At 67.2% G+C, this 22,819-nt stretch carries 14 protein-coding genes; 13 read left to right on the top strand and 1 reads right to left on the bottom strand.

Features of this window, described 5'->3' with window-relative positions:
• Window positions 1–88: 88 nt before the first annotated feature.
• Entirely contained in the window at window positions 89–457 is a 369-nt protein-coding gene (locus tag IHQ52_RS23650; RefSeq protein ID WP_316249311.1) for a glycosyltransferase family protein, read from the bottom strand.
• A gap of 86 nt (window positions 458–543) precedes the next feature.
• On the opposite strand from IHQ52_RS23650, the gene glf reads away from it, so the two are divergent.
• From glf to IHQ52_RS03235, 13 genes are all read left to right on the top strand, one after another.
• A complete protein-coding gene (glf, locus tag IHQ52_RS03295; RefSeq protein WP_006437672.1) occupies window positions 544–1,752 on the top strand; it encodes a UDP-galactopyranose mutase in 1,209 nt (402 codons plus the stop codon).
• Window positions 1,753–3,696 carry a glycosyltransferase gene (locus tag IHQ52_RS03290; RefSeq protein WP_191834653.1) on the top strand — a complete coding sequence of 648 codons (1,944 nt, stop codon included), beginning with the start codon at window positions 1,753–1,755 and terminating at the stop codon, window positions 3,694–3,696.
• Window positions 3,677–4,435: a phosphatase PAP2 family protein gene (locus tag IHQ52_RS03285; RefSeq protein ID WP_191834654.1), complete on the top strand. Its 759-nt coding sequence runs from the start codon at window positions 3,677–3,679 to the stop codon at window positions 4,433–4,435. The genes IHQ52_RS03290 and IHQ52_RS03285 overlap by 20 nt, the downstream gene beginning before the upstream one ends.
• Window positions 4,432–5,358, top strand: coding sequence for a decaprenyl-phosphate phosphoribosyltransferase (locus tag IHQ52_RS03280; RefSeq protein ID WP_024498801.1), 927 nt, complete (start codon window positions 4,432–4,434; stop codon window positions 5,356–5,358). Before IHQ52_RS03285 ends, IHQ52_RS03280 begins: the two co-directional genes overlap by 4 nt.
• A complete protein-coding gene (locus IHQ52_RS03275) occupies window positions 5,345–7,462 on the top strand; it encodes an arabinofuranosyltransferase AftB family protein (RefSeq protein ID WP_238064101.1) in 2,118 nt (705 codons plus the stop codon). The genes IHQ52_RS03280 and IHQ52_RS03275 overlap by 14 nt, the downstream gene beginning before the upstream one ends.
• A 394-nt stretch (window positions 7,463–7,856) precedes the next feature.
• Entirely contained in the window at window positions 7,857–8,846 is a 990-nt protein-coding gene (locus IHQ52_RS03270; RefSeq protein ID WP_006437667.1) for an alpha/beta hydrolase, read from the top strand.
• 271 nt (window positions 8,847–9,117) lie between these two features.
• Window positions 9,118–10,575, top strand: a complete 1,458-nt coding sequence (locus tag IHQ52_RS03265; RefSeq protein ID WP_238064100.1) for an alpha/beta hydrolase-fold protein — start codon at window positions 9,118–9,120, stop codon at window positions 10,573–10,575.
• 230 nt (window positions 10,576–10,805) lie between these two features.
• Entirely contained in the window at window positions 10,806–11,354 is a 549-nt protein-coding gene (locus tag IHQ52_RS03260) for a DUF732 domain-containing protein (protein ID WP_024498798.1), read from the top strand.
• Between the two features lies 1 nt (window position 11,355).
• Window positions 11,356–12,363, top strand: a complete 1,008-nt coding sequence (locus tag IHQ52_RS03255; protein WP_394854765.1) for a cutinase family protein — start codon at window positions 11,356–11,358, stop codon at window positions 12,361–12,363.
• A gap of 181 nt (window positions 12,364–12,544) precedes the next feature.
• Window positions 12,545–13,555: an LLM class F420-dependent oxidoreductase gene (locus IHQ52_RS03250; RefSeq protein WP_238064098.1), complete on the top strand. Its 1,011-nt coding sequence runs from the start codon at window positions 12,545–12,547 to the stop codon at window positions 13,553–13,555.
• A gap of 261 nt (window positions 13,556–13,816) precedes the next feature.
• Window positions 13,817–15,721, top strand: coding sequence for a long-chain-fatty-acid--AMP ligase FadD32 (gene fadD32, locus IHQ52_RS03245; protein WP_238064097.1), 1,905 nt, complete (start codon window positions 13,817–13,819; stop codon window positions 15,719–15,721).
• A gap of 100 nt (window positions 15,722–15,821) precedes the next feature.
• Window positions 15,822–21,188 carry a polyketide synthase Pks13 gene (gene pks13, locus IHQ52_RS03240; protein WP_096272752.1) on the top strand — a complete coding sequence of 1,789 codons (5,367 nt, stop codon included), beginning with the start codon at window positions 15,822–15,824 and terminating at the stop codon, window positions 21,186–21,188.
• Between the two features lie 40 nt (window positions 21,189–21,228).
• Complete coding sequence (locus IHQ52_RS03235; RefSeq protein WP_006438287.1) at window positions 21,229–22,779, top strand: acyl-CoA carboxylase subunit beta; 1,551 nt, start codon at window positions 21,229–21,231, stop codon at window positions 22,777–22,779.
• Window positions 22,780–22,819 lie beyond the last annotated feature (40 nt).

Below are 22,819 nucleotides of genomic sequence, written 5' to 3'. Positions count from 1 at the left end.
TCTGGCGAGAGCTGCATGGACGTCGTCGCCGAACTGCGGATACTCCTCGACGCACCCGCCGGGCTGATCGCCCGGCTTCCCGCCGCACTCACCCCGGACGGCGAAGTGATCGCCGTTCACTGGCGGTGGCCAGCTCCCGGGCGGCGTAGGCGCTCGCACGCACCCCCAGGTTCGCTCCGTGCACGTTCTGGTGCCCGGGCCGGGCGTCGTAGCCGCGGGCGAACGTCGTCGCGGTGCCCGGCGGCCATCCGTCGAAGCCGTCCGGCGTGATGATGCCGACGAAAGCGTCGGCACCCGACCCGGCGGAGTCGTCGTCACAGGAGTCGAGCACGACGATGACCTGCACCGATACTCGAATTCCCGCGACCGCGGCGTCGAGTGCGGTGAGGCAAGAGGGGAGGAGTGCCCGCTCGTTGTGGGCGGGCACCACCGCCACGATGTCGGTGATGTCGGGCACCGCGGCACGCGGCGGTACCCGGCAACGGAACGCCGTCCCCCGTGGCTCGGCGAATCCTCAGGGTGGGTCCGTTACCCTGAGGACCCGTGGCAACCAGTAGCAGATATGACCTGATCGTCGTCGGCTCCGGATTCTTCGGTCTCACCGTCGCCGAGCGGGCGGCCACCCAGCTGGGCAAACGAGTCCTCGTGCTCGAACGGCGCAACCACATCGGTGGCAACGCGTACTCCGAGGCCGAGCCGACGACCGGTATCGAGGTCCACAAGTACGGCGCACACCTGTTCCACACCTCCAACGACCGGGTGTGGGAGTACGTGAACCAGTTCACCGACTTCACCAACTACCAGCACCGCGTCTTCGCGCTGCACAACGGTCAGGCCTACCAGTTCCCGATGGGGCTCGGCCTCATCAGCCAGTTCTTCGGCCGCTACTTCTCGCCCGACGAGGCGCGCAAGCTCATCGCCGAGCAGGCCGGCGAGATCGACACCGCCGACGCCAAGAACCTCGAGGAGAAGGCGATCAGCCTCATCGGGCGGCCGCTCTACGAGGCGTTCATCAAGCACTACACCGCCAAGCAGTGGCAGACCGATCCCACCGAACTGCCCGCGGGCAACATCACCCGCCTCCCGGTGCGGTACACCTTTGACAACCGGTACTTCAACGACAAGTACGAGGGCCTGCCGGTCGACGGGTACACCGCGTGGCTGGAGAACATGGCCGCCGACGAGCGCATCGAGGTGCGCCTGTCGACCGACTGGTTCGCCGTCCGCGACGAACTGCGCGCGCAGAACCCCGACGCGCCGGTCGTCTACACGGGGCCGCTGGACCGCTACTTCGAGTACTCCGCTGGCCGACTCGGTTGGCGCACACTCGATTTCGAGACCGAGGTGCTCGACACCGGCGACTTCCAGGGGACCCCGGTGATGAACTACAACGACGCCGACGTGCCGTACACCCGAATCCACGAATTCCGTCATTTCCATCCCGAACGGGACTCGTACCCCACGGACAAGACGGTCATCATGCGCGAGTTCAGCCGCTTCGCGAAGGATGACGACGAGCCGTACTACCCGATCAACACCGCCGAGGACCGGGCGATGCTGTCCGCCTACCGCGAGCTCGCCCGCACCGAGACCGCCGCCGCCAACGTCCTGTTCGGTGGTCGTCTCGGCACCTACCAGTACCTCGACATGCACATGGCGATCGCCAGCGCGCTCACCATGTTCGACAACACCCTGGCGCCGCATCTGCGAGACGGTGCGCCGCTGGTGGCCGACCCCGCAGGAGCCGAATAGATGACGGTGACCCCCGTGAACCAGTCCGAGATCCCCGAGGCGGGCACCGGGCCGTCGAAGGCGAAATCCCTTCTGCAGCGCGTCATCTTCCCGCGCCCGGGTGAGCCGCTCGACGTGCGGTCGCTGTACCTGCTCGAGTCGGACTCCAATCACCGGCGGGCGCACGCGCCGAGCCGGACGTCGGTGCTGCTCGGCGGCGAATCCGAGGTCAGCTTCGAGACCTACTTCAACGCCTTCGCGGCCGCCTACTGGCGACGCTGGAGCATCCTGGATTCGGTGGTGCTGCGCGTCGAGGTGGTCGGCACCGCTCGCGTCGACCTCTACCGCTCCAAGATCGACGGTTCGCGCATCGGCATCGGTGGCGACCTGATCGCCACCGACGAGAACGGCCGCGGTGTCGCCGAGTTCGAGCTCGACCTCGGCCCCTTCGAGGACGGTGGCTGGATCTGGTTCGACATCACCACCGACACCGACACCGAGATCGTCTCCGCCGGTTGGTTTTCGCCGATCGATGCACCGACCTCCGACGCCGACACCAAGCGGGTGACCGTCGGCATCCCGACCTTCAACCGTCCCACCGACGCGGTGAATGCGTTGGCCGCCTTGACCTCCGACCCGATGGTCGACGAGGTCATCGACGCGGTCATGATGCCCGACCAGGGCACCAAGAAGGTGGTCGACGAGCCCGGATACTCTGAGGCCGCAGCGGCTCTCGGAGATCGTCTCCACATCTTCGACCAGGGCAACCTGGGCGGTTCCGGCGGCTACGCGCGCATCATGTACGAGGCGCTGCGACTCACCGATTCGCCGTACATCCTCTACATGGACGACGACATCGCCATCGAGCCGGACTCGATCCTGCGCGCGCTCGCGATGTCGCGATTCGCGAAGTCCCCCATGCTCGTCGGCGGGCAGATGCTCAACCTGCAGGACCGCAGTCATCTGCACTGCATGGGTGAGGTGATCCGCCGCGACACCTTCATGTGGACCGCGGCGCCGTTCGTCGAGTACGACCACAACTTCTCCGAACACCCGCTGCGTGACCGGAAGAACTCGAAGAACCTGCATCGCCGGATCGATGTCGAGGGCAACGGCTGGTGGATGTGCATGATCCCCCGGGAGTGCGCCGAGACCGTCGGCCTGCCGATGCCGCTGTTCATCAAGTGGGACGACTGGGAGTTCGCGCTCCGCGCGGCTCGGGCCGGCTACCCGACGGCCACCATCCCGGGCATCGCGATCTGGCACATGGCGTGGAGCGACAAGGACGACGCCATCGACTGGCAGGCGTACTTCCACCTGCGCAACCGTCTCGTCGTCGCGTCGATCCACCATGACGGACCCATCAAGGGCATCCTGCGGTCGATGACCAAAGCGACCGCGAAACATCTTCTGTGCCTTGAGTATTCGACCGTCGCAATCCAGAACGAGGCGATCCGCGACTTCCTCGCCGGTCCAGAGCACATCCGCAGCCTGCTGCCGACCGCGCTGCCCAAGGTCGCGGCGATGCGCAAGGAGTACCCGGACGCGGTGGTGTTGCCGTCGGCGACCGAGCTGCCGCGGACGTCCGGCGAGGCGACGCATCTGGGTACGGCGATCCCCCTGAACCCGATCAGCAAGGTCAAGGCGCTGACCGCCGCGGTGGTCAACAACGCCCGGCCCGCCGACCCCCGGCATCATGAGGTGCCGCAGGCGAACTACCCGCCGATCGAGGCGCGCTGGTTCTCGCTCGGACGCGTCGACGGTGTCACCGTCACCACGGCCGACGGCCGGGGAGTGGTGTACCGGCAGCGTGATCGCGAGAAGATGATCGCTCTCGCACGTGAGCATTTCGCGCTGATCAAGGAGCTTCAGGAGAAGTTCGGCGACATGAAGCAGCAGTACCGTGCCGCACATCGTGAGTTGACCAGTAAGGAGAGCTGGGCGGTTGTCTTCGGAATCGAGTAGTCCCGAGGTGGAGGTCGACGAGTCGATGAAGCTCCCGGCCGACCACGCCCCCAGACCCCTCGCGGGTGAAGAGAAGGTCCTCGTCGCCATCCAGTCGGGCATCGGTTCCCGTCCGGGTGTGCGATCGGCGGCGCGTGGTCTGTCGCACTTCGGCGAGCACGCGCTGGGATGGCTGGCCATCTCCGGGGCCGGCTGGACGCTGGCGCGTGCCCGCGGCGACGTGCGCTCCCAGCAGCTGTGGATCGAAGCCGGCGTGGGTGCCTTCGGCGCGCATGCGGCGTCGGTGATCATCAAGCGCATCGTGCGCCGGCCGCGGCCGGCACATCCCGCGATCGACATCGGGGTGTCCACGCCGAGCAAGCTGAGCTTCCCGTCGTCGCACGCCACCTCGACCACCGCGGCCGCGATCCTCATCGGCCGGGCGGCGGGCTGGGACGCCAGGGTGCTGCCCGCCGCACTCGTGCCGCCGATGCTCCTGTCACGCCTGGTGCTCGGTGTTCACTACCCGACGGACGTCACCGCGGGCGCCGCGATCGGTGCCGCGGGCGCAGCGGCCGTCATCGCGGGCGATAAGGTGCTGCTCGAACCCACCCGGAATGCTCCGGCCTCAGGACGTGCCCGTCGCGCGGCGCGCGTCCTGACGCGGCTCGGCCTCACGGCCGCAGTGCCCGGCGGGCCGCTGCGACTCGCCGCGTCCCCCGTCATCGCGCGGGTGACACGACACAGGGAGAGTGCATGAGCGAGGAGCCGATCGAGCACGGGAAGGTCGCCGGGCCGCCGAAGAACCTGACCACCGGGCTGATCAAGGCGATCCGTCCGCGGCAGTGGGTGAAGAACGTCCTGGTGCTCGCCGCACCGCTGGCGGCCGGCAACATCACCGAGCTGTCGGTGCTGGCCGACGCCGGCATCGCCTTCATCGCGTTCTGCCTCGCCGCGTCGAGCATCTACCTGGTCAACGACGCCATGGATGTCGAGTCCGATCGCAATCACCCGACCAAGCGGTTCCGGCCGATCGCGGCCGGGGTGGTCCCGGTCCCGCTGGCCTACGCGCTCGCGTCGGTGCTGCTCGCCGGCTCGATCGGCGTCGCGTTCCTCGCGAACTGGCAGACCGCGGTCGTCATCGCGATCTATCTCGTCATCCAGCTCGGCTACTGCTTCGGTCTGAAGAACCAGGCAGTCATCGACATCTGCATCGTGTCGTCGGGCTTCCTGCTGCGCGCGATCGCCGGTGGCGTGGCCGCCGAGATCGAGCTCTCGCAGTGGTTCCTGCTGGTCATGGCCTTCGGTTCGCTGTTCATGGCCGCGGGTAAGCGGTACGCCGAACTGCAACTCGCCGAGCGCACCGGCGCCAAGATCCGCAAGGCGCTGCAGTACTACACCACGACCTACCTGCGCTTCGTCTGGACACTGTCGGCCACGGCCGTGGTCATCTTCTACGGACTCTGGGCGTTCGACAAGGGCGGTGACAACGGCCACGACAGCAACGTCGCCTACGCGGTGTCGATGGTGCCGTTCACGGTCGCGATCCTGCGCTACGCCGTCGACGTCGACGGTGGCGCGGCGGGCGAACCCGAGGAGATCGCCCTCGGCGACCGTGTACTGCAGCTGCTGGCCGTGGCCTGGTTAGTATGCGTGGGTGTCGCGGTCTATGCAGTCAATTGACGGTCTGCAGTCCACTGACGGTGTCCGGTCGGAAGGCGGAACCGACGCCGTCGTAGATCCCCGCACCACGGATCGTCCGCAGTCGTCAGCGGGTCGCGCCCGGCGTCGTCTTGCCGCGGTCAGCTTCCTGATCGGCGCCGTCGCCGTCACGACGTTCTTCGCGATCGGCGCCTGGCAGCGCCGGTGGATCGCCGACGACGGCCTGATCGTGCTGCGTACCCTGCGCAACCTCTTCGCCGGCAACGGACCGGTGTTCAACGCGGGGGAGCGCGTCGAGGCCAACACCTCGACGGCGTGGACCTATCTGCTGTGGTTCTGGGCCTGGATCACCGACGGACAGCTCGAGTACGTCGCGCTCTGGGTGGCCCTGGTCTGCTCGGTCGCCGCCATCCCGATCGCCATGTACGGCGGCGCACGCCTCTACGGCAGGCGTCTGGGCGGTATCACCGGTGACGGCTGGACCCTGCTCCTCCCGTTCGGCGCCATCATCTACGTCGCCATCCCGCCGGCCCGCGACTTCGCGACGAGCGGCCTGGAGAACGGTCTCTGCATCTTCTGGGCCGCCGTGCTGTGGTGTCAGCTGGTGGCCTGGGCGAGGCGCGGTCCCCACGCCGGACCCCGCGCAGCGGCGGCGACGCTCGCCCTGGCCTTCACCGCCGGCCTGGCGCCGCTGGTCCGTCCCGAGCTCGCCGTGTTCGGCGGTCTCGTGCTGGTCCTTGTCTTCTTCGCGCCCCTGGGCTGGAAGATGCGCCTCGGCGTGGTCCTCGTCGCCGGTGCCCTACCGGTGGGCTACCAGATCTTCCGGATGGGCTACTACGCCCTGCTGGTCCCCAACCCCGCGGTGGCGAAGGACGCCAGCGGCGCCAAGTGGGAGCAGGGCCTCTCCTATCTGACCAACCTGTTCGGCCCCTACGCGCTGGTGCTGCCGGTCGTGGTGGCCGTCGTCGCCGGGGTGATCCTGGTCGTCGGTGCCCGTCTGCGCGCGGACGCCAAGCGGAACGCGGACGCGGCCGACGAGACCCCGACCGACTCCCTGGAGGCGGTGACGTGGCGCTCGCGTCTGGCCGCGTTGTCGGCTCGACTGCAGTCGTCGACCGCGGTCGTGTCCGTCGTGGTGGTCGCCGGTCTCATCCTGATCGTCTACTGGATACGTCAGGGCGGCGACTTCATGCACGGTCGGGTGCTGCTCGTCCCGCTCTTCGTGACGCTGCTGCCGCTGATGGTCGTGCCGCTCACGGTCCCCGCGCACCTCGGTGCCGTGTTCGGGCGTCGTGCCTCACAGAAGTCCGTCATCGACGACGATCCGGAACCCGTCACCGTGTCCTCGGCCGAACGCCGTCGCACCCGTGCCGGTCTGGTCGGCGCGGTCGCGATGGCCGGACTGTGGGTCACGGTCCTCATCTGGGGGATCAGCACCCACGCCAACGTGCTGCCCAACGCCGGCATCGACATCGGGCGCAGCGGCATCGTCGACGAACGTCGCTTCTATGTGACGAACATGGGCAACGAGAACCCGGTGACCGCCGAGGACTACCTCGCCTACCCGCGCATGAGTGCGATGGTCGAGAAGATCGACAAGTACCACGAGGACGGCGGCGTCATCCTGCCGTCGTTCAACTACGACGAGTGGTACGTCGCGCAACTTCCCGCGGTCATGCCTCAGGGCGCCAAGCGTCAGGTGACCGTCTACTTCCTCAACCTAGGCATGACGAGCATGAACGCGCCGCTCGACGTCCGCGTCATCGACCAGATGGGGCTGGCGTACCCGCTCGCCGCCCACACCGAGCGACTCGAGGACGGCCGCATCGGGCACGACAAGATCCTGCCGAGCGAATGGGTCGTCGCCGAGGCCGGGGCGTACCCGCGCAAGCCGGTCCTGCCGGGATACCTCGACGAGGACCTCGTCCGCCAGGCGCAGGTGGCCCTCCAGTGCCCCGAGACCAAGGACCGGTTCGCCTCCTTCGAGGCGCCGTGGTCGTTCAGCCGCTTCAAGCACAACCTGAAGCAGGCGTTCACGTTCAACAGCTATCGGATTCAGCGCGAGCCGGAGTACGAGATCGACCGGTGCGGTCTGGAGATGCCCCCGCCGGTCAATCCGGGATAGTCGGACATCCGCCTTCACGCGGGTGCGCGCGACCTTGGCACACGAACCCAAGCAAAAGCACAGAAAACACGTGTCCTGTGCTGAGGACTTGCCACTGAACATCTCGGATCGGTAACGTCCCGGGCCCAGGGGCCGATAGTTCGTTCGTGACCGAGGTGTCCGGGAGTGCTGCGACACCGTCGGTGACGGGGTTGTGATCGCAATCACATGGTTTGTCACGCCGGGGGGCATCGAATAGGCTCGCCGACGGCGAATCGCATGCGAGATCGGCTCGGTAACCATCGTCGCGCCGGCACTGCGCCGGCGACGAGAGATGTGAGACGCACTAGGACCGGACGGACCGGCGGGATATGAGAATCCGCAGCTCGACCGGCTGAAGAGGGAGATTCTGTACATGCGTGAAGCTGCCACCCAGGCGAGCAGGCCAGCGCGCGGCCGGATCGGTAACCGGCTGATCGCCGCACTGGTCGCCGTGCTGACAGTTGTCGGGCTGACCGGAGTCGTCGCCGGACAGGCCAGCGCCCGCATCGGCGGGACGCAGGTCGGTAAGCAGGAGTTCTGGGTCAACGGCTGCGGGATGCCGAATGTGAAGGTCCGCGCGTGGAAGCGGCCCGGCAACTACAAGACCGTCATCATGCTCGACGGCATGCGCGCCCAGTACGACTACAGCGGCTGGGAGATCAACACCAACATCCAGGAGATGGTGAAGTCCGGCGTCAACGTCGTCGAACCCATCGGTGGTCCCGCCAGCTTCTACACGGACTGGGATGCGCCCAGCAATTTCAATGGTCAGCCCTACCGGTACCGCTGGAACTGCGTGATCAGCAACACTCTGGTCCGCGAGCTCGACCGGCGCGGTTACCGCGTCGGGCCGTCGAAGCGCTACGCGATCATGGGCCTGTCGATGGGTGGTAATGCCGCCCTCGTGATCGGCGCGCAGAACCGCCAGAACTTCGACCGCGCCGGCTCGCTGTCGGGCTACAACTTCCTGAGCGCACCCGGTATGCGCACCGCGCTGCGTCTGGCCATGTTCGACGTCGATCCCAAGCCGTGGAACATCGACGCGATGTGGGGCCCGCCGTGGAGCCTGCGTTGGTTCCAGAACGATCCCTTCTGGAACATCGGCAACATGCGTGGCATGAAGCTCTTCGTCGGATCCGGCAACGGGCTCTTCGGTCGGTACAACGCGCTGCCGAACGTCTTCGACGACCTGTTCAAGGGTTCGACGCTGGAGTTGCTGGCGTTCACCCAGTCGAAGGCCTTCGAGGCCGCCGCATTCGTCCAGGGCGTGCCGCTCATGACTTACTACGCCAACGGCACCCACGCCTGGGGTTACTGGCAGGACATGGTCTGGAACGCCAAGAACCGCGGATTCTTCCGCTGATCGGCACCGGTCCGGCCTGACACGGCCATCACGACGCCCCGTCCGGGAATCCCGGGCGGGGCGTCGTCGTGTCATGCAGAGCTCCACCTGCTTTCGGTATCAACTGTCACACAAATCTCACGAGTCACAGCGTGGCGTTCGGACACCGGGCATCAATCCCGTGTAAGAAACTCCTGAGGCGTTTGGTATTGATGATGCAGTTGTGACTGACGGGGAATCGGTCAGGACGTGCGGACGCCGTTGTACTTGGGCGAAGGAGTTCTGGAGAGTGATGCGGCGAAACAGTGGTTCACGACCGTTCGGTGTCGGAGTGGCCTGGCGAACGGCGATGGCCGTCGTGGTGGCCATCGTGGCCGTGGTGACGCTTGTCGTCGGCCAGGGCCTCGCGGGCGCCGAGCCGGCTCCGGCTTCTCCGGCCGCACCTCCCACCTCGGCAGCGCCGGCGCCCCCGGCCTCGCCGCGTGCGCCGGCTCCGGCTCCGGCGGCGGCCCCGGTCCCGCCCGGCAAGGTGACCAACACCTACTGGTACACCGATCGCCGGGTCGCCCTCTGGGTGTACTCGCCGTCGATGAACACCAACATCCAGGTGCAGATCCTCCTGGCGCGTGACTGGCACGCCAAGCCCAAGGAGAAGTTCCCCCAGCTGACGATGCTCGACGGTCTGCGTGCGCAGGACGACCAGAGCGGCTGGATCATCAACACCAAGATCGTCGACTTCTACAAGGACAAGAACGTCAACGTGATCCTGCCGATCGGCGGTGAGTCGAGCTTCTACACCGACTGGAAGGAACCCGACCGCGGCAAGAACTACAAGTGGGAGACGTTCCTGATGCGGGAACTGCCGCCCGTCCTCGAGAACGACTGGCGATCCACGGACGTCCGCGGCATCGAGGGTCTGTCGATGGGTGGTTCGGCCGCGATGATGCTCGCCGCACGTAACCCCGGGTTCTACAAGTTCGCCGCATCGTTCTCCGGCATCCTGCAGTTCAGCTCCTTCGGTATGCCGCAGGCCATCCAGTTCGCGGTGCGCGACGGCGGCGGCTACGACTCGATGAAGATGTTCGGGCCGCCCTCGGATCCGGCCTGGAAGGAACACGACCCGTACGTGCTGGCCGAGAAGCTGCAGGGAACGAGCCTGTACGTCTCCTCGGGCAACGGCATGGTCGGCGAACACGACAAGCCGTCGGACATCCCGATGCTGGCGACCAACTACTCCGGCGTGGGCTTGGAGATGCTGAGCCGCGTCACATCTCAGCAGTTCGCAATCCAGTTGAACCGCAAGGGAATTCCGGGTCAGGCCGTCTACCGTCCGTCCGGGACGCACACCTGGCCGTACTGGGAGTTCGAGATGATGCAGGCATGGCCGCAGGCTGCGGCTGCCCTCGGCCTCTCGCGTGATGCGGTCGCCTGCCGCGTCGACGGTGCATTCCGCAAGCTCTGGGACGCCAACAAGGGCGATCTGGGTGGCTGCCTGACCCCGTCCTACGGTGTGCCCGGTGGCAAGGCCCAGGACTTCGCCAACGGCCGCATCTTCACCGGTCCGAAGGGTCCGAAGATCGTCACCGGCGCCATCGGCGGTGCCTATGTGGCCGCGGGCGGCCCCGGGGGCCGTCTCGGCAAGCCGCTGAGCAACGAGGAGCCGACCCGCGACGGCAAGGGTCGGGTCAACTACTTCGAGCACGGCCGCATCACCTGGACGGCCAAGGACGGCAGCAAGGTTCTGAAGTGATGGGTTCTGAGGTGACGGGTTCTGGAGTGATCGGGGCCTCAAGTGCGGGCCGAACCTCGACCGCACGTGTGCACCTGCTGAGACTTCGCTGAGGAATCGAGTGGTTCGTGCAGGTCGCGCCCGTGAGCGGGATCGTCGGGGTGTGCGGGGACGGTAGCCTGACGGGGCGTGCGATGCAGTGTCCGACTGCGTCGCGTCCGGCTGGATAGAAGGTTCGACAGGAAGTGGCGATGACAACGAAGTGTGCTCGGCTGGTGCTGGCCGTGACGGGCCTCGCTCTCGCTCTCGGCTCGGTCTCGGCCTGTTCGGACGACTCGACGGCCAGTGCACCGATCACCAACAACCCGGTCACCACCACGTCGCTGTACTCGGCCGCGGGATCGTCCGCGAGTGCGCCGGGTTCGGCATCGGCCGAGTCGCCCAGCAAGGCCGTGTCAGACGCGCCGTCGGGCACCTCGAAGCTGCCCGAGACCGGACCCAACCCGAGCACCAAGGTCCCGGACAGCTTCCCCGGTCCCAGCGGAGCGCCGCTCGACGACAAGGCGCGTGCCTACCTCGGTGCGCTCAAGGCGGCGAACGTGACCTTCATGGGGGACAACGACAACTCCGTCGCGCTCACCATGGCGAAGTACGTCTGCGGCGCCCGGCAGAAGGGCACCGATCCGGGCATGGTGAAGGCTTTCGTCACCGCCTCGGTCGGGCCGGGCACCAAGACCGTCGAAGAGGCGAACGTCAAGGCGGACAAGGTGATCCGCGCGGCAGAACAGCACTACTGCTGACGTGATGGCCAAACGCACCGCGGGCCGCGCTCGGCAGAGCCCCGCCCGGCGGTTGGGTAAGTTCTCCCTGTTGCTGCTCGCGCTCGCGGTCATCGCGATCGTGCTCATCGTCCTGCTCGTCCTGGTCTGGCTGAAGCCCGGACCGACGCCGCCGATCGGTCCCGGGAAGCCGTCGACTCCGACGAAGGAACGTCCCGAGGCGCAGCCCGCGGACTGTCCCGACGTGCTGACGGTGGTGATCCCCGGAACCTGGGAGTCGAGCGCCGGCGACGACCCGTACACGCCGACGGCCAATCCGAATTCGCTGATGTTGCGAATCTCACGGGGGCTGTCCGAGCAGTTCGATTCGTCGCGGACCGAGATCTACACGGTGCCGTACACCGCGCAGTTCCGGAATCCGACGAATCTCGCCGACCGTCAGGCCGATTACAACGTCTCGCGCACCCAGGGCTACAAGCGTGCGGCCGGCAAGATCATCAACACCAACAAACGCTGCCCGCTCACGAACTACGTGCTGATGGGGTTCAGTCAGGGGGCGGTGATCGCGGGCGATCTCGCCAGCAACATCGGCAACGGCCGGGGTGTGCTCGCCGACGGTGACCAGGATCTCGTTCTCGGGGTCGGACTCATCGCCGACGGGCGTCGCCAGCCCGGCAAGCAGAACGACGTGGATCCCAGCCCCGACGGTGTCGGTGCCGAGATCGCGCTCGGCGGCATGGGCAACATCGTCCCGGGCATCACGATGACCGGTCCGCGCGACGGGGGATTCGGCGATCTCGAGGACCGTGTGGAGTCCATATGTGCGCCAGGCGATCTCATCTGCGATTCGCCGACGGTCCTCAATCCGCTCGCCGCCGTGTCGAAGTTGGCGAACGCCGCGAGCAACCCGATCCACGCCATGTACGCCACGCCACGGCACTGGGAGAACGACGGTCAGACCGCGACGCAGTGGATGTACTCGTGGGCCAAGGGCCTCATCGACGACGCCCCGCGTCCCAAGCACAGCTGACCCCTCGGTGTCCCGCAGTCCGTCAACTTGCTGTAACCCTGCTGTCAACACCACCGATTCGTTTTGCGGGGCCGTCACGCTGCATTAACGTGTTGGGCTGGCCCGGCGTTCGTCCGGGCGATCGACACAGGAGATGCCACACGGCGTCCCTCGACGGCCGGAACACGAGGAGAGGACAGCGATGACGCAACCCCCGAACGATGCGGGTGGCAGCTCCTCCGGTCTGCGTCCATTCCGATTCGGTGCGGGTGGTGAGGGCAACAAGGACGAGGGTGGTGCCCGCAAGTTCGTCAAGCTGGCCCAGACCGCCGAGGAATACGGCTACGACACGTTCGCGGTGCCGGATCACCTGGGCAACCAGGTCGGTCCGCTGGCCGCGCTCGGTGCGCTGACTCAGGCCACCAGCACCATCCGCCTGGCGACCTCGGTGCTGGTCAACGGCTGGCGTCACCCGGCGTTGCTGGCCAAGGAGGCCACCACGATCGACGTGCTGAGCAAGGGGCGACTCGAACTCGGCATCGGCGCAGGCTGGATGAAGGAAGAATTCGACAAGGCGGGGATCGAGTTCGAGTCCCCGGGTGTCCGTATCCGTCGGCTCGGCGAGGCACTCGTCATCCTCGACGGGCTGATGCGCGGCGAGACCGTCGACTTCGACGGCGAGTTCTACAAGATCAAGGGCCTCGAGGGCAGCCCGCGACCCCGTCAGGGACCGCGGCCGCCGATCGCGGTCGGCGGTGGCGGACCCAAGATGCTGGCGCTCGCCGCCAAGCACGCCGACATCATCTCCGTCGCCCCGGGCACCACGCCCGACGGCAAGATGAAGTTGTCGGACATGACCATCGAGAAGACGGCCGAGCGCGTCGACCGCATCCGCCAGGCCGCGGGTGACCGTTTCGACGACATCGAGCTGAACTGGACCATCGCCGTCACCGTGATCACCGACGATCGCGTGGCAACCGCCGAGATGGCGCTGAAGGCCCTGGAGCAGGGCTATCCGCCGAACATCGCGCACGACACCGAGTTCACCGTCGACGACGTGCTGTCCTCGCCGTACATCGCGATCGGCAGTTTCGAGGAGATCGCGGATCAGATCCGTGAGGTCCGCCGCCGCACGACCATGTCCTACGTCGGGGTCTTCCCGACCCAGATGGACGCCTTTGCGCCCGTTCTGGCCCAGTTGAAGGGGGAGTAGGATGACCGTCTGTCTCGCCGGTGAACCGCGAGGTGGTGGGTCGTCAACCCGCGGGTGTGCGTCACCGAGCCGACGTACGCTTTTTCAAAGCTGAGCATGACGATCACAATTTTTTCGTTGGGTAACTGGACGTGCGCTACCGTATCCCGCGGTCGGCACAGGACGTGGATGGCAGAAACGCCGGGTGTTGTCGCCGAAGGACGTCACCGGGGAACTGCACTCGCGTGGGGGGAGTCCACGAGGGGGCCACAGGAGTAATGAATGCTGAAGACTGAACTCGAAGACTTTCTCGACGAAACGGGCAACATCTCGTTCACCGAGGAAGCGACGCTTGTCGACTACGTCGAGCAGAACGTACGCGAGCAGGCCGATACGCTGGCCTACCGGTTCATCGACTACAGCCGTGAGCGTGACGGTGAAGCCCAGGACCTGACCTGGGCGCAGTTCGGCAAGCGCCTGCGCGCTGTCGCCGCACGCCTGCAGCAGGTGACGAAGCCCGGCGATCGTGTCGCGATCCTCGCGCCCCAGTCGCTCGAGTACGTGATCGGCTTCTTCTCCGCGCTGTACGCCAGCACCGTCGCGGTGCCGCTGTTCTCGCCCGACGAGCCCGGCCACACCGATCGTCTGCACGCCGTCCTCGACGACTGCAAGCCGACCGCGATCCTCACCTCCACCAAGTCCGCCGAGGCGGTCCGCGACTTCTTCGCGCCGCTGCCGGCCAAGGAGCGCCCGCGCGTCATCGCCGTCGACGCGGTGCCCGACTCGGTGGGGTCGAGCTGGGTCGCCCCGGTCGCGGGCCAGGACCACAACAAGGACACCGTCGCGTACCTGCAGTACACGTCCGGTTCGACCCGCGTCCCCGCAGGCGTGGAGATCACCTACCAGGCGGTCGCCGCGAACGTCCTGCAGATCTCCGACACCATCCAGATCGACCGCAACGCGCGTGGCGTCACCTGGCTGCCGATGTTCCACGACATGGGTCTGCTGACCGTGATCCTGCCCGCGCTCGGCGGCCGCTACATCACGATCATGAGCCCGCAGGCGTTCGTCCGCCGGCCCGGCCGCTGGATCAAGGAACTCGCCGCGGCCGCCGACGGCGCGGAGACCTACGCCGCGGCCCCGAACTTCGCCTTCGAGCACGCCGCCGCGCGCGGTCTGCCCAAGGAGGGCGAGACCCTCGACCTGTCGAACGTCATCGGCCTGATCAACGGCTCGGAGCCGGTCACGGTCAGCTCGATGAAGAAGTTCAACGAGGCCTTCGCGCCCCACGGCCTGCCGAAGACCGCCATCAAACCCTGCTACGGCATGGCCGAGGCCACCCTCTTCGTCTCCGCGACCCAGCGCGACAACGAGGCGAAGGTCATCTACGTCGACCGTGACGATCTCAACGCGGGCAAGCTCACCGTCGTCGACGAGGGTGCGCCGAACGCGGTCGCCCAGGTGTCGTGCGGTCAGGTCGCGGTGAGCCAATGGGCCACCATCGTCGACCCGGAGACGGCGACGGAGCAGCCCGACGGACACGTCGGCGAGATCTGGCTGCACGGGCTCAACATCGGTGCCGGCTACTGGAACAAGCCGAAGGAGACCGAGGAGACCTTCCACAACAAGCTCGTCTCGCCGCTGGCGGAGAACAGCCATGCCGAGGGTGCCCCGGCCGACGCCCTGTGGATGCGGACCGGCGACTACGGTGTCTGGCTCGACGGCGAGCTCTACATCACCGGCCGCGTCAAGGACCTGGTCATCGTCGACGGACGCAACCACTACCCGCAGGACCTCGAGTACAGCGCCCAGGAAGCCAGCACCGCGCTGCGTCCGGGCTTCGTCGCCGCCTTCTCGGTACCGGCGAACCAGCTGCCCGCCGTGGTCTTCGAGTTCGCCGGCAGCGGCCACACCCCCGACCCCGACGACGCCTCCGAGCAGCTGGTCATCGTCGCCGAGCGCGGCCCGGGTCGCAAGGCCGATCCGCAGGAGGTCGCCGACACCGTGCGTGCCGCCATTGCGCAGCGTCACGGCGTCATGGCGCGCGACGTCCTGCTGGTTCCCGCCGGCTCGATCCCGCGCACCTCGTCGGGCAAGATCGCCCGCCGGGCCACCCGCGCCGCCTACATCGACGGCAGCCTGCGCGGCGGCTACAAGCAGACGGCGTTCCCGGACGCGGCGGAATAGCGCGCCGGGCACCCGTTCACGGCCGCGGTGTCGGTGATCGTCCACAACAGTCACCCGGCACCCGGTTTCGGGTGCCGACGAGAGCAGTAGTCTGGAAACGATGTCTGAACTGAACACCGACGAGTCGCGCAGCACCGATCTGCCCGACGATTCGTCCCTCGAAACCCCCGGTTCGGTAGACGGAGCGACCGCCGACGCGAGCACTGCACCCTCGACCGGTCAGGCCACCCCCGGAGAGACCGCCGGTGACCTCACCGTCGATGAACTGCGTGACTGGCTGCGCGACTGGGTGTCGCAGTCGACCGGTGTGCCGGTCGGCCAGATCGACGTCGACCGGCCGATGGAAGAGCTGGGACTGTCCTCTCGCGATGCGGTGGCGCTCGCCGCCGACGTCGAGGACAAGACCGGGGTCATCCTGACCGCGACGGTGGTCTACAACCATCCGACGATCGCATCCCTGGCCCAGCGCATCATCGAGGGCGATCCCGACGAGGGCCTCGACGACACCGCCGACACGTTCTGGCGGCGTGATCGCAGCGCGGACGACGACATCGCGGTCGTCGGCTTGTCGACCCGTTTCCCCAAGTCCGGCACCACCCCGGAGTCGACCTGGGAGGCGCTCATCGGTGGCGTCGACGGCATCTCCGACCTGCCGGAGGGCCGCTGGACCGAGTTCACCTCCGATCCGCGTTTCGCCGAGATCCTGGAGTCGTCGAACATCAAGGGCGGCTACCTCGACGACGTGCGGTCGTTCGACGCCGACTTCTTCCAGATGAGTCCGCGTGAGGTCGAGATGGTCGACCCGCAGCAGCGGCTCGCCCTGGAACTCACCTGGGAGGCGCTCGAGCACGCGCACATCCCGCCGAGCGACCTCAAGGGTGCGCCGGTGGGAGTGTTCATCGGTACGTCGACCAACGACTATCAGCTGCTGGCGACCCTCGGCCTCGGTGAGGGCGCCGAGGACACCGCGGCCTACGCGCTGACCGGTACCTCCACGGCCATCGTCGCCAACCGCGTCTCCTACTTCTACGACTTCCGTGGACCGTCGATCGCGATCGACACCGCGTGTTCGTCGTCGCTCGTGGCGATCCACCAGGCGGTCCGCAGCCTGCGTACCGGCGAGTCCGACGTCGCCCTCGCCGGTGGCGTGAACATGCTGATCACGCCTGCTGCGACCCTCGGTTTCGACCGGATCGGCGCGCAGGCCAAGGACGGCCACATCAAGGCCTTCTCCGCCGACGCCGACGGCATGATCCGCGCCGAGGGCGGCGGTCTCGTCGTGCTCAAGCGGATGGCCGACGCCCGCCGCGACGGCGACGAGGCCCTCGCGGTCATCGCCGGTTCGGCCGTCAACTCCGACGGTCGATCGAACGGTCTGCCGGCCCCGAATCCCGAGGCCCAGGTCGAGGTGCTGCGCTCGGCCTACACCGACGCGTCGATCGATCCGCGCTCGGTGGACTATGTCGAGGCCCACGGCACCGGCACCATTCTGGGTGACCCGATCGAGGCGGACGCTCTCGGGCGCGTCGTCGGACGCGGCCGCGCCGCCGACAAGCCGATGCTCCTCGGTTCGGTCAAGACCAACTACGGCCACATGGAGTCGGCGGCCGGGGCCGGCGCGATCGCCAAGGTCGTGCTCGCGCTGAAGCACGGGGTCATTCCGGGTTCGCGCAACTACAGCGGCCCCAACCCGTACATCCAGTTCGACGCCAACAACCTCAAGGTGATCCCGGAGTCCACCGAGTGGCCCCGCTACTCGGGCCACGCCGTCGCCGGCGTCTCCGGCTTCGGCTTCGGCGGCACCAACGCGCACGTCGTCGTCCGCGAGGTGCTGCCGAGCGACCTGCAGCCGGAGGCGGCTCCGGTCGATGCCTCGGCTTCCGAACTCCCGGCCACCGAATCGTTGCCCGGGAACTCTTCGCTGGTTGAGCCGTCTTCTCCGCTGGTTGAGCCTGTCGAAACCGAGGACGAGTACCTGACCGAGGCGGAACGGGCCATCCTCGCCGCTCAGGCGTCGAACACCGAGCCGGCGGTCGAGGAGACCGCCGTCGATCCGGCCGAGGGTTTCGCACCGTGCGCGGTCGAGGGTTCGGTTGTGCCGCTGGTGATCTCCGGCTTCCTCCCGTCGCGGCGTCGCAAGACCGCGGCCGACCTGCTCGAGTGGCTCGAGTCCGACGAGGGGCGGGCGACCCCGCTCGCCGACATCGGTCGTGCCCTCGCACACCGCAACCACGGCCGCTCTCGGTCCGTCGTGATGGCCCGCTCGCACGAGGATGCCATCACCGGTGTCCGGGCGATCGCCGACGGCAAGGGCAATCCCCTCGTGTACTCGGCGGATTCGCCGGACGCCGCCTCGGCGGTCTGGCTGCTGTCGGGTTTCGGGTCACAGCACCGCAAGATGGCCAAGCAGCTCTACACCGAGAACCCGGTCTTCGCGAAGTACGTCGACCGCGTCGACGGGTACATCCAGAACGAACTGGGTTACTCGATCGCCGAGATGTTCCTCGACGACGAGCAGACCTACGGCATCGAGACCAGCCAGGTCGGCATCTACACCATCCAGGTCGCGCTGGCCGACACTCTCCGCCACCATGGTGCGGAACCCGGTGTGCTGGTGCCGCATTCGATGGGTGAGGCGTCGGCCTCCTACATCAGCGGCGGACTGTCGCTGGAGGACGCGACCCGCGTCATCTGCCAGCGTTCGCGCCTGATGGGCGAGGGCGAGTCGATGCTGCAAGGCGACGACATCCGCCTGATGGCGCTGGTCGAGTACAGCGCCGAGGACATCAACGACGTCCTCGTCGACTACCCCGACCTCGAGATCTGTGTCTACGCGGCACCGACGCACACCGTCATCGGCGGCCCGGAGGCGCAGGTCGACGCGATCGTCGAACGCGCCGAGGGCGAAGGCAAGCTCGGGCGCAAGCTGGCCACGAAGGGCGCGAGCCACACCTCGCAGATGGACCCGATCCTGGGCGAGCTCGCCTACGAGCTCACCGGTATCGAGCCGCAGCGCCTCACCACCGGTTTCTACAGCTCGGTCGACCGCGAGGTGTTCTACCGTGCGGGACACGGGCCGGTCCACACCATCGACTACTTCCTCAAGGGTCTGCGCCACAGCGTGTGGTTCAGTCAGGCCATCTCGAAGGCCGTGGAGAACGGTCACCGCACCTTCCTGGAGCTGTCGCCGAATCCGGCGGTCCTGATCTCCGTTGCGGCCGTGACCTTCTCGGCCGGCCTGCACGACGCCGAGCTCATCGAGACGCTGCGTCGCAAGGAGGACGAGAGCTTCGGCCTGGTCAACGCGCTGATGAAGCTGTACGTGCACGGCCACCCGGTCGACGTCGCGTCGCTGTTCGGCACCGGCGACTATGCGGCGGTCCCGCGAACCCGCTTCGAGCGCAAGGAGTTCTGGCTCAAGGCGCAGATCTCCTCGGGCGGCTCGGCCGGCTCCGTCCCGGGTTCGCATGTCGCGCTGCCCGACGGACGCCACGCGTGGGAGGTCAACGCCGCAGCCGTCACCGACCTGCGTGCGCTGGTGCACGCCGCCGCCGCTCAGGTGCTGACCAACGCCTCCGTCGGTGCGGCGGTCTCGCACGGCGAGATGCCCACGACCGGCACCGTCACCACCACGCTGAGCCCGCATCCGGGCGGCGCGTCGGTGAGCGTGCACGTCAAGGCGGACAAGAACTTCCGTCTGCTCTTCGAAGCCGTCGTGACCGGCGACCTCGACGAGGCCGCGGGTTCGGTGTCCACCGCGCCGGCGGCGTCCACGGAGTCCGGTCCGGCCGTCTTCGCCGACGACAAGGTGGTCGTCGAGGACGAGGTCGTCGATGACATCGGCAACAGGTGGAATCCGGATTCCGGTGAGAGCGTGGGGGATCGCCTCGCGATCATCGTCGGCGAGTCGATGGGTTACGACCCCGAGGACCTGCCGCGCGAGATCCCGCTGATCGAGCTGGGCCTCGATTCGCTGATGGCCGTGCGGATCAAGAACCGCGTCGAGTACGAGTTCGACATCCCGCAGCTGCAGCTGCAGGCGATGCGCCAGGCGAACCTGGCCGATGTCCAGAAGTTCGTCGAGTTCGCGGTCACCCATCGCGACCAGCTCGACGACCTCGCCGAGAACGCTTCCGGCGGAGGTGAACTCGACACCGCAGCGCTCAACGCCTACATCGACGAGCAGAACGCCAAGGACGAGGCCCCCGTGCCGGCCACCGAGGAGTCCCCGGAACCGAAGCAAGAGGTCGCCGAGGACGTCGCGGACGTGGAGGTCGCGGTCGCGACCTCACCCGGCACCAATCCCGAACCGGTGAAGGCGCCCACCGACATCACCTCGCAGAAGGCGGTCGCGGAGGCCGCCGGTTCGGATGTCCCGCCGCGCGATGCGGCCGAGCGGCTGACGTTCGGCACCTACGCGGTCGTGACCAAGAAGTCCGCCGGCGGCATCTTCAACAAGCTGCCGGTGCTGTCGGAGGAACTGGCCCAGCAGCTGACCGATCGTCTCAACGAGCGGACCGGTGGCGACATCGACGTCGAGGACATCCTCGACTCGGAGACCATCGAGGAGATGTCGAACTACGTTCGCGATCACCTCGATGCCGGGGCGTCGACCGACGGATTCCTGCGCTACCTGCGTCTGGTTCCCGAGGGCAAGAAGGTCTACGACCCGTCCGCGGGCGACCCGACCCCGATCCTGCTCTTCCACCCCGCGGGCGGCAACACCTCGGCCTACGAGGCACTGCTCAAGCGCCTGCCCGACGACCAGCCGGTCATCGGTTTCGACCGCGGTGTCGAGGGAACCATCGAAGACCGTGTGCGCGAGTACATCCCGCGTCTGCGTGAACTCCAGCCGCACGGCCCGTACGTGCTCGTGGGCTGGTCGTTCGGCGGTGCCCTCGCCTACGGCGTCGCCCAGGTTCTCCGGGAAGCCGGTGAGGACGTGGCCTTCGTCGGTCTCATCGACGTCGTGCGTCCGCGTGAGGACATGACCGAGACGCCGGAGACCAAGCGGGCCCGCCTGGAACGGTGGAAGGACTTCGCGATCCGCAACTACGACCTCGACCCGGATGTGCCGATCCCGATGGAGCGGCTCGTCGAGGCCGACGACGAGGGGCAGTTCGCGATCATCATGGAGATGATGTCGATGTCGGGCACCAAGATCCCCGGCGGCATCATCGAACACCAGCGGACCTCGTTCATCGAGAACCGGGTGCTCAGCAACATCGCGCCGGAACCCTACGACGGCAAGGTCGTGCTGTACCGCGCGGACAAGATGCATGCGGGTGCGATCGAGCTGGAACCGCAGTGGGCCGAGATCGACGAGGACGGCCGGTGGGGTGAGGTCGTCGACGACCTGGAGATCATCCACATCGGCGGCGACCACCTGTCGATCGTCGACGAGCCCTACATCGCCAAGATCGGCGCAGATCTGGCCACGCGTCTCGGCGAGCTTGGTAAGAAGTAGTTTCAACGAGACATCGTGGTCGCGTAGAAAGTGAAGGACCGTGACTGACACCACCGCAGGCAAGCTCGCCGACCTCCGGCAGAAACTGAAGGCTGCTCGCGAACCGGGAGGGGAGAAGGCACTCGCCAAGCGTGCCGCGAAGGGGATCTGCTCCCCACGCGAACGTCTGGCGATGCTGTTCGACCCGGGGACGTTCGTCGAGATCGGCGCGCTCGCCAAGATGCCGGGTGCCGCGGAGAGCGGCTACGGCGACGGTGTGGTCACCGGCCACGGCCTCGTTCACGGTCGCCCCGTCGCTGCGTTCTCGCACGACCAGAACGTCTTCGGCGGCACCGTCGGCGAGATTTTCGGCCGCAAGGTGGCCTCGCTGATGGAGTGGGCGGGCAAGATCGGCTGCCCGATGGTCGGCATCAACGACTCGGCCGGCGCCCGTATCCAGGACGCGGTCACCTCGCTCGCCTGGTACGCCGAGATGGGTCGCCGCAACGACCTGCTCTCCGGTCTCGCCCCGCAGATCTCGGTCATCCTCGGCAAGTGTGCGGGCGGTGCCGTGTACACCCCCGCCAACACCGACATCCTCGTCGCCGTCGAGGACAAGTCGTACATGTTCGTCACCGGCCCTGATGTGCTCAAGCAGGTCAACGGCGAGGAGATCTCCGCCGAGGACCTGGGCAGCGCGCACAACCAGGCCCGCTGGGGCAACATCCACCACATCGCGCCCGACGAGAAGGGCGCCTTCGAGTGGGTCCGCGAGTACCTGCAGTACATGCCGTCGAGCGCGTATGAGGAACCGCCGGTGATCAATCCGGGCCTCGAGCCGGAGATCACCGAGTCGGACCTGTCGCTCAACGACTTCATGCCGGACAACGACAACGCCGGTTATGACATGAAGGACATCATCATCCGGCTGTTCGACGACGGTGCCTTCCACGAGGTGGGAGAACTGTTCGCGCCCAACATCATCACCGGGTACGCGCGCGTCGACGGCCGCTCGGTGGGCATCGTGGCCAACCAGCCGAGCGTCATGTCCGGTGTGCTGGACACCGATTCGTCGGAGAAGGCAACGCGTTTCGTCCGGATCTGCAACGCCTACAACATCCCGCTGGTCTTCCTGGTGGACACCCCGGGCATCCTCCCCGGCCTGGCCGAGGAGCAGAAGGGCACCATCCGGCGGTCCGGACGCTTCCTCTACGCCTACGTGGAGGCCGACGTACCCAAGGTCACCGTCGTGCTGCGCAAGGCCTACGGCGGCGCCTACGCGGTGATGGGCTCCAAGCACCTCGGTGCCGACATCAACTTCGCGTGGCCGACCGCCAAGATCGCCGTCATGGGCGCCGAATCGGCGGCCGCGGTGCTGACCCGTCGTCAGACCGAGGGACTCTCGGCCGCGGAGGCCGACAAGGTCCGCCGCGAGTTCATCGACTTCTACAACACGATGATGGCCACGCCCTACCTCGCGGCCGAACGCGGCTACGTCGACGCGGTCATCGAGCCCGCCGAGACCCGGCTGCAACTCCGGAAGGCGTTGGCGCAGTTGCGCGACAAGCAGGTCCTCAAGACCCCGCGCAAGCACTTACTGATGCCGATCTAGCGCAGGCCCACCCCTTTTCGGCAAACCCAGCACCTCTCGG

It is taken from the genome of Gordonia amicalis (genome assembly GCF_022059885.1).
In the GTDB taxonomy this organism is placed as follows: domain Bacteria; phylum Actinomycetota; class Actinomycetes; order Mycobacteriales; family Mycobacteriaceae; genus Gordonia; species Gordonia amicalis.
The sequence above is the reverse complement of the archived record's forward strand: the minus strand, read 5'-3'. Positions and strand labels throughout refer to the sequence as shown.

What these genes read in the sequence shown, in the direction of transcription:
- IHQ52_RS03290 (WP_191834653.1), top strand. Translation starts at nt 1,753, where the DNA reads ATGACGGTGACCCCCGTGAACCAGTCCGAGATCCCCGAGGCGGGCACC.
- IHQ52_RS03280 (WP_024498801.1), top strand. Translation starts at nt 4,432, where the DNA reads ATGAGCGAGGAGCCGATCGAGCACGGGAAGGTCGCCGGGCCGCCGAAG.
- IHQ52_RS03275 (WP_238064101.1), top strand. Translation starts at nt 5,345, where the DNA reads ATGCAGTCAATTGACGGTCTGCAGTCCACTGACGGTGTCCGGTCGGAA.
- IHQ52_RS03270 (WP_006437667.1), top strand. Translation starts at nt 7,857, where the DNA reads ATGCGTGAAGCTGCCACCCAGGCGAGCAGGCCAGCGCGCGGCCGGATC.
- IHQ52_RS03265 (WP_238064100.1), top strand. Translation starts at nt 9,118, where the DNA reads ATGCGGCGAAACAGTGGTTCACGACCGTTCGGTGTCGGAGTGGCCTGG.
- IHQ52_RS03260 (WP_024498798.1), top strand. Translation starts at nt 10,806, where the DNA reads ATGACAACGAAGTGTGCTCGGCTGGTGCTGGCCGTGACGGGCCTCGCT.
- IHQ52_RS03250 (WP_238064098.1), top strand. Translation starts at nt 12,545, where the DNA reads ATGACGCAACCCCCGAACGATGCGGGTGGCAGCTCCTCCGGTCTGCGT.
- fadD32 (WP_238064097.1), top strand. Translation starts at nt 13,817, where the DNA reads ATGCTGAAGACTGAACTCGAAGACTTTCTCGACGAAACGGGCAACATC.
- pks13 (WP_096272752.1), top strand. Translation starts at nt 15,822, where the DNA reads ATGTCTGAACTGAACACCGACGAGTCGCGCAGCACCGATCTGCCCGAC.